This is a genomic window from Candidatus Latescibacter sp. (genome assembly GCA_030692375.1).
Lineage (GTDB): Bacteria > Latescibacterota > Latescibacteria > Latescibacterales > Latescibacteraceae > JAUYCD01.
Window position 1 is genome coordinate 1 of record JAUYCD010000139.1, and the last position, 6,152, is coordinate 6,152.

Consider the following 6,152-nt stretch of genomic DNA (forward strand, 5'->3'; position numbering starts at 1 on the left):
GAAAAACGTTTCACGTTTTCCCACATTACCACAGCTACTACAACAATACACGCAACGATTTGTATTTTTTTGATTTAAAGCCCCTTTTGAGAAAATATTTTGGTAGTTAGACAAGGGGGAGAACATCATAATTTTGCTAACCTTAATAATATCTGATCTTTAAGTGTTAAATTTCATAATACTTTTGACAGAACCCAAATCTCAAAAAGGAGGAATGAAATGAACAATCAGTGGATCAGATTACTCAGGATTTTGCTGATTCTTGTGGCCATGACATCGCTTGTATCGGCAATCTCGGTACATGCCCAGAAACTCAACGGAGCGGGCGCCACTTTCCCCTACCCCCTGTATTCACAATGGGCTTTCCAATATAACAAGATTACCGGAATGGAACTCAACTATCAGTCCATCGGTTCCGGCGGCGGTATCCAGCAGATAAAGGCCAAAACGGTGGATTTCGGCGCTTCGGACGCTCCTCTCACCAAGGAGGAGCTTGCTCAGAGCGGTCTCATCCAGTTTCCCATGATTATGGGCGGGGTTGCACTGGTGGTGAACGTAGAAGGTATCAAACCGGGTCAGATGCGGCTCACCCCTGAAGTACTGGCCGACATTTTCCTCGGTAAGATCAAGAACTGGAACGACCCGGCTGTCAAAGCGATAAATCCGGGAGTCAACCTCCCGAATCGTGCTATCACTGTGGTGCACCGTTCCGATGGCTCCGGAACAACCTGGATATTCACAAACTACCTTGATAAGGTCTCCCCTGAATGGCACAGCAAGGTCGGAACCGACAAAGCGGTGGCCTGGCCGGTCGGTGTCGCCGGAAAAGGCAATGAAGGCGTCGCGGCTTATGTGACCCGCATCCTAGGCTCGATCGGGTATGTGGAATTCGCATACGCTTTAACCAACAAGATGGCGCACACCCAGCTCAAGAACAGCGCCGGTGAATTTCTCCAGCCCACCACTGCAACCTTCCAGGCGGCGGCCGCCAATGCCGACTGGAAAAACGCCCCGGGATTTTACATGGTGCTGACCAACCAGCCCGGAAAACAGAGCTGGCCGATCACCGGCGCCTCTTTCATCCTCATCTACAAGGAGCAGAAGGACCAAAAAATGGCCGGGAGCATGTTCAATTTTTTCGACTGGTGTTTCCGTAACGGTGGTGAAACTGCACGTAAGCTCTTTTACGTTCCCATGCCGGACCAGGTGGTAAAATTGGTGGAAGAGCGCTGGGCGAAGGATGTAACATCAAGCGGAAGCCCGGTCTGGAAATCAACCGTTAAGCAGTGATAGCAACCGAGATTTATACATGACGACATACTCACGGAAGAGTTATCATATCCTGAAACGAGTTCAGGATGACACGTGTCATGCCGAACTTGTTTCGGCATCTATCCCAAAGAAGGTACGATGAAACTTATCGTCAAGTTATGTAAACATGGTACAAACAGCACAACATCATTTTTCAACGGGCAAACCTTAACCAAGGAGTGTACAATGAAACATCTGAATGTAAAGCGGGCAATAGTTTTGATTTCAATTATAGGAATCTTTCCCGCTGTCTCCCATTCCCAGGGTCAGATTGCCTTTTCAACAGGCGACCTGGTTTTCAAAGGCGACCTGCGGTACCGGCATGAATATATAAAGCAGGAAAACACCGATCAGAGGGACCGTCAGAGACTCCGCGCCCGGCTGAATATGACTGCAACTGTGGACAAGAGTGTCAACTTCATCTTCGCTCTGGCCAGCGGCTCTTCAGACGACCCTATTTCCTCCAACCAGGATTTGACCGGGGGATTTTCTGACAAACCGATCTGGATCGATCAGGTCTATTTCGACTGGACAACTCCCATGCCCGGTTTGAAAATCCAGGGCGGAAAGGTGAAAAATCCCTTCTTGGCGGTTGGCCGGAACCAGTTGATCTGGGATCATGATCTCAATCCCGAAGGACTTTCGTTTCAATTCACCAAAACCGCGGCTCCGGTGGATGTTTTCGCCAACGGCTCATTTTTCTGGGTTCAGGAGCGCGCTGCTGATAAGGATTCCTACCTCGCTGGAGGGCAGGCGGGAGTAAAGAAGGCTGGAAGCTTTGGCGATATAACCCTCGGCAGCAGCTACTTTGATTACGTACATGGCAAGGGATACGCCACTTTTTATGACGCTGCGAAAAGCTTCGGAAACTCGGTGGATGCTAAAAAGCTGTACCTGTACGATTACCGGTTGGTTGAAGCTTTCGGCGAACTGAATCTCTCTCAGTTCGGTCTTCCGATTGGCTTCCAGGGCGACTATGTAACCAATGTAGCAAAAGATGTCCAAAAAAATAAGGGTTACTATATCGGCGCGTCACTGGGCAAAACGACAGTTCCCGGTACCTGGGATATAAAAGCCGGATATAGGAATCTGGAAAAGGATGCGGTCATCGGAGCATTCAACGATTCCGACTTCTCCGGTGGCGGCGCCGACAACAAGGGCTTTGTATTCAATGCTGACTACCAGACCGCAAAAAACATCACCCTCAATCTCACCTGGTTCAAAAATACAAAGAGTCTCACCAACGGAGCGGATTACAACCGCGTGCAGATAGATACCAACTTCAAGTTCTAGCCTCCCTGTCTCCCCGACGAAAAGGCGCAGAAGAGAGTATCCTTCTGCCCTTTTTTTAAAAAAACCAGCCTATTCCCAGTGCTTCTCGCTATTTCTGGCTTGAAAATGCAGAAAAAAAGGTATACCATAGCAGATATGACTTTTCCAAGCAAAAAAAAACTATTCAGGGAGGTTTTTAGTGAAGTATCGGATACAAAAACGAGCAATTCTCCTGTCCGCAATTCTTGGAATTCTGCCAACTGCATCATATTCACAGACGCTCAGTTTCTCTCCCGCCGGCGCCCTGGTATTCAAGGGGGATTTCCGTTATCGCCATCAATATTCCAAAGAAGAAAATATGGAACAGCGAAACCGCGACAGATTCCGTCTCCGTCTGAATATGACCGCCGCTGTACAAGAAAATGTGAATATCATAGCAGGACTGGCTACCGGAATCAACAATTCTCCGACTACAGAGATTCAGGATATGACAGGTGGTTTTTCGAAAAAACAGGTATGGCTCGATCTGGCGTACATCGATTGGACCACACCCATTACCGGCCTTAAAGTTCAGGGTGGAAAGATAAAAAATCCTTTCTATACAGTCGCCCGCAGCCAGTTGATCTGGGACACTGACCTCAACCCGGAAGGGCTGGCAATTCTGTGTTCCGGGACATCCAAACCGATGGGTTTTTTTATCAACTGCGCCTTTTTTGATGTCGAGGAGCGCGCCGCCGCAAAAGACTCCTATTTACTGGGCGGCCAGGTCGGGCTGAAACATACGGATTCGTCAGGAAATGTAATCCTTGGCGCCAGCTTCTACGATTATTTGAACAGCAGGGGGTTCCCCACTTTCTACGATCCGGCAAAAAGCTACGGAAACTCTGTGGATGCCGGCAAGCTGTATCTCTTCGATTACCGGATGGCGGAGGTTTTCGGCGAAATTTCTACCACAAAACCGGGTTTCCCGCTGGATATTCAGGCGGATTATGTAGCCAACATGGCACCGGATGTCAAAGCCGGGCTGGGGTATTTCGCAGGCATCTCCCTTGGGAAAACGGCCAATCCCGGCTCCTGGGCTTTACGGATACAATACCGGAAACTGGAGAAGGATGCAGTTATCGGGGTTTTCACCGATTCAGAGTTCGCCGGGAGCGGAACCGACAACAAAGGCTGGGTATTCGGCGCCGACTTTCAGGCCGCCCGGAACATCACCGCAGGTCTGAGCTATTACAAAAACCAGAAGGGGATCGCCAACGGGCTTGATTTCACACGGATGGATTTTGATCTTTCTTTTAATTTCTGATTGCAGTCATCGTGTCAATATATATGCGCTAGTTCATAAGAGTAGATGCCGAAACGGTTTCATCGTTCCCGTGAAACGGCAACATGTTCGGCATGACGTCATCCTGAACTTGTTTCAGTATCTATTTCTTCTCCGAATGAGTGTTGAGAATGGAAGAAGAAATTTTCGATTACCCGGTCGACGGCATCCTCGATCTGCACATGTTCCAGCCGAAGGATGTCAAGTCGGTGCTCTCCGAATACCTGACCGAGTGCCGCGCGCGGGGCATTCTCCGGGTGCGCATCATTCACGGCAAGGGGCAGGGTGTCCTAAGGGAGATCGTGCATTCATTTCTTAAAAACTGCACGTATTGCATCGAATTCCAGACCCCCTCCGATGCCTCCGGGTGGGGCGCGACCATAGCTATACTAAAACCTTTGGAGAAAAAAGAATGACTGCACAGAAAATTCGTGAGTCCTGGGGTTCGCGATTCGGTGTCATTCTCGCCGTGGCCGGGTCGGCTATCGGGCTCGGAAACTTCCTCCGGTTCCCGGTGCAGGCCGCGCAGAACGGTGGGGGTGCCTTTCTCATCCCTTATTTCGTATCGCTTGTGCTCCTGGGATTTCCGCTCATGCTGGTAGAGTGGACTCTGGGCAGGTATGGCGGCATTCACGGCTACGGGACCGCGCCTTCCATCTTCGCCGTTACCACACGCAACCGTTTCCTCCGGTACTTCGGCGTGGTCGGCATATTCTCACCGATAATCATCTTCATCTATTATACCTACGTTGAATCGTGGCTCCTGGGATTCGCCTTCCAATCCCTTTTCGGCTCGCTCATGCAGGCGGCCCGGGACGGCTCGTCCACCAAAGAATTTCTCCTCGCCTACCAGGGAATCGTGAAGAACACGTGGTTCGACGGCATCGGCCAGGCGTACTTCTTCTTTCTCGTTACCTTCGCCCTCAACTTTATCGTCGTCTGGAGAGGCGTCCAGGGGGGCATCGAGATATTCAACAAATTCGCCATGCCGATCCTCATCCTCCTCGGAATCGTCATTATGATCAGGGTGCTGACCCTCGGAGCCGCGAACGCGCAGCACCCGGACTGGAATGTACTGAATGGCTTAGGCTACCTCTGGAATCCCGATTTCTCCTGCCTCAAAAGCGGAAAGACCTGGCTCGCCGCCGCCGGGCAGATATTCTTCACCCTCGGCATCGGCATGGGAATCATCCTTACCTATGCGAGCTACCTCAAGCGATCGGATGATGTGACCCTCAACGGCCTTACCGCCACGAGCCTCAACGAATTCGCAGAGGTGATCATCGGCGGTTCCATTGTGATCCCGGCGGCGTTCGTGTTCATGGGCCCCGCAGGACTTGTCGATATCGCCAACGGCGGCTCGTACAACCTCGGTTTCGTGACCATGCCCCAAATCTTCGGGTTCATGCACTTCGGCGCATTGCTGGCGTTCATCTGGTTCATCATGCTGTTCTTCGCCGGAACGACGAGCTCGGTGGCCATGCTCCAGCCGGCGGTGGCATTTTTCGATGAAGAGTTCGGCCTCGGGCGCCGTAAGGCAACCCTTATCGCCCTGGTATTCTGCTTCATCGCCTGCCAGGGGGTCATCTTCGGCATCTCCCACGGTGTCATGGAGGAGCTGGACTTCTGGGGCGGAACGGTCAGCCTCGTGCTGCTCGGCACAATCGAGGCGGTCATTTTTGGCTGGGTGATAGGCATCGACCGCGCCTGGCGCGAGACACACCACGGCGCCGATATTACCATTCCCCCGATATTCAAATTCGTCGTCAAGTATGTCACACCAACCTTCCTGCTCATCATCCTTGTCACCTGGACAGTTCAGATGGCGATCCCGACTTTCCGGATGGAAGGGGTGTCCCCGGAGAACCGGGCATGGGTAATCGGTACGAGAATAGCGATTGCAGCTTTCATTCTATTTTTGACATTTTTGGTATTTCGCGCCTGGAGGGGAAGAGAGCTTCCGGCTAATGATGATGAAAGGTAAATCACATTCCGAGCCTTCTACAAAAGTTAAGATTGTTGGAAGCAGCCCCCTTCAATCCACCCCGCACGTACTGCGTACGAGCGGGGACCCCGTGTCCTTCGGACATCCTTCCCCCAGAGGGGGCAGGAATCGACTGTGAAGCAACGACTTCCCTTGCCCCCTACGGGGGTAAACGGTTTCATCGTTCCCGCGAAGCGGCAAGGGACCGAGGGATAGGGGGCTGTAGTTAACAACTCGTCTTCTTTTTTCATATAAAACGAC

Annotated in this window: 5 protein-coding genes; all 5 read left to right on the forward strand. The window is 51.4% G+C overall.

Going from position 1 to position 6,152, the window contains the following annotated elements:
• Nucleotides 1-270: 270 nt before the first annotated feature.
• The 5 genes from pstS to Q8O92_08575 all read left to right on the forward strand — a co-directional run bounded on the left by pstS (nt 271) and on the right by Q8O92_08575 (nt 5,891).
• Nucleotides 271-1,290 carry a phosphate ABC transporter substrate-binding protein PstS gene (gene pstS / locus Q8O92_08555; protein MDP2983365.1) on the forward strand — a complete coding sequence of 340 codons (1,020 nt, stop codon included), beginning with the start codon at nt 271-273 and terminating at the stop codon, nt 1,288-1,290.
• A 207-nt stretch (nt 1,291-1,497) separates the two neighbouring features.
• Nucleotides 1,498-2,604, forward strand: coding sequence for a putative porin (locus Q8O92_08560; GenBank protein MDP2983366.1), 1,107 nt, complete (start codon nt 1,498-1,500; stop codon nt 2,602-2,604).
• 178 nt (nt 2,605-2,782) lie between these two features.
• Nucleotides 2,783-3,889: a putative porin gene (locus tag Q8O92_08565; GenBank protein ID MDP2983367.1), complete on the forward strand. Its 1,107-nt coding sequence runs from the start codon at nt 2,783-2,785 to the stop codon at nt 3,887-3,889.
• 149 nt (nt 3,890-4,038) lie between these two features.
• A complete protein-coding gene (locus Q8O92_08570) occupies nt 4,039-4,323 on the forward strand; it encodes a Smr/MutS family protein (protein ID MDP2983368.1) in 285 nt (94 codons plus the stop codon).
• Entirely contained in the window at nt 4,320-5,891 is a 1,572-nt protein-coding gene (locus Q8O92_08575; GenBank protein ID MDP2983369.1) for a sodium-dependent transporter, read from the forward strand. Before Q8O92_08570 ends, Q8O92_08575 begins: the two co-directional genes overlap by 4 nt.
• The last annotated feature ends 261 nt before the right edge of the window (nt 5,892-6,152 follow it).

Coding starts and splice junctions, on each gene's coding strand:
- pstS (MDP2983365.1), top strand. CDS start 271: ATGACATCGCTTGTATCGGCAATCTCGGTACATGCCCAGAAACTCAAC.
- Q8O92_08560 (MDP2983366.1), top strand. CDS start 1,498: ATGAAACATCTGAATGTAAAGCGGGCAATAGTTTTGATTTCAATTATA.
- Q8O92_08570 (MDP2983368.1), top strand. CDS start 4,039: ATGGAAGAAGAAATTTTCGATTACCCGGTCGACGGCATCCTCGATCTG.
- Q8O92_08575 (MDP2983369.1), top strand. CDS start 4,320: ATGACTGCACAGAAAATTCGTGAGTCCTGGGGTTCGCGATTCGGTGTC.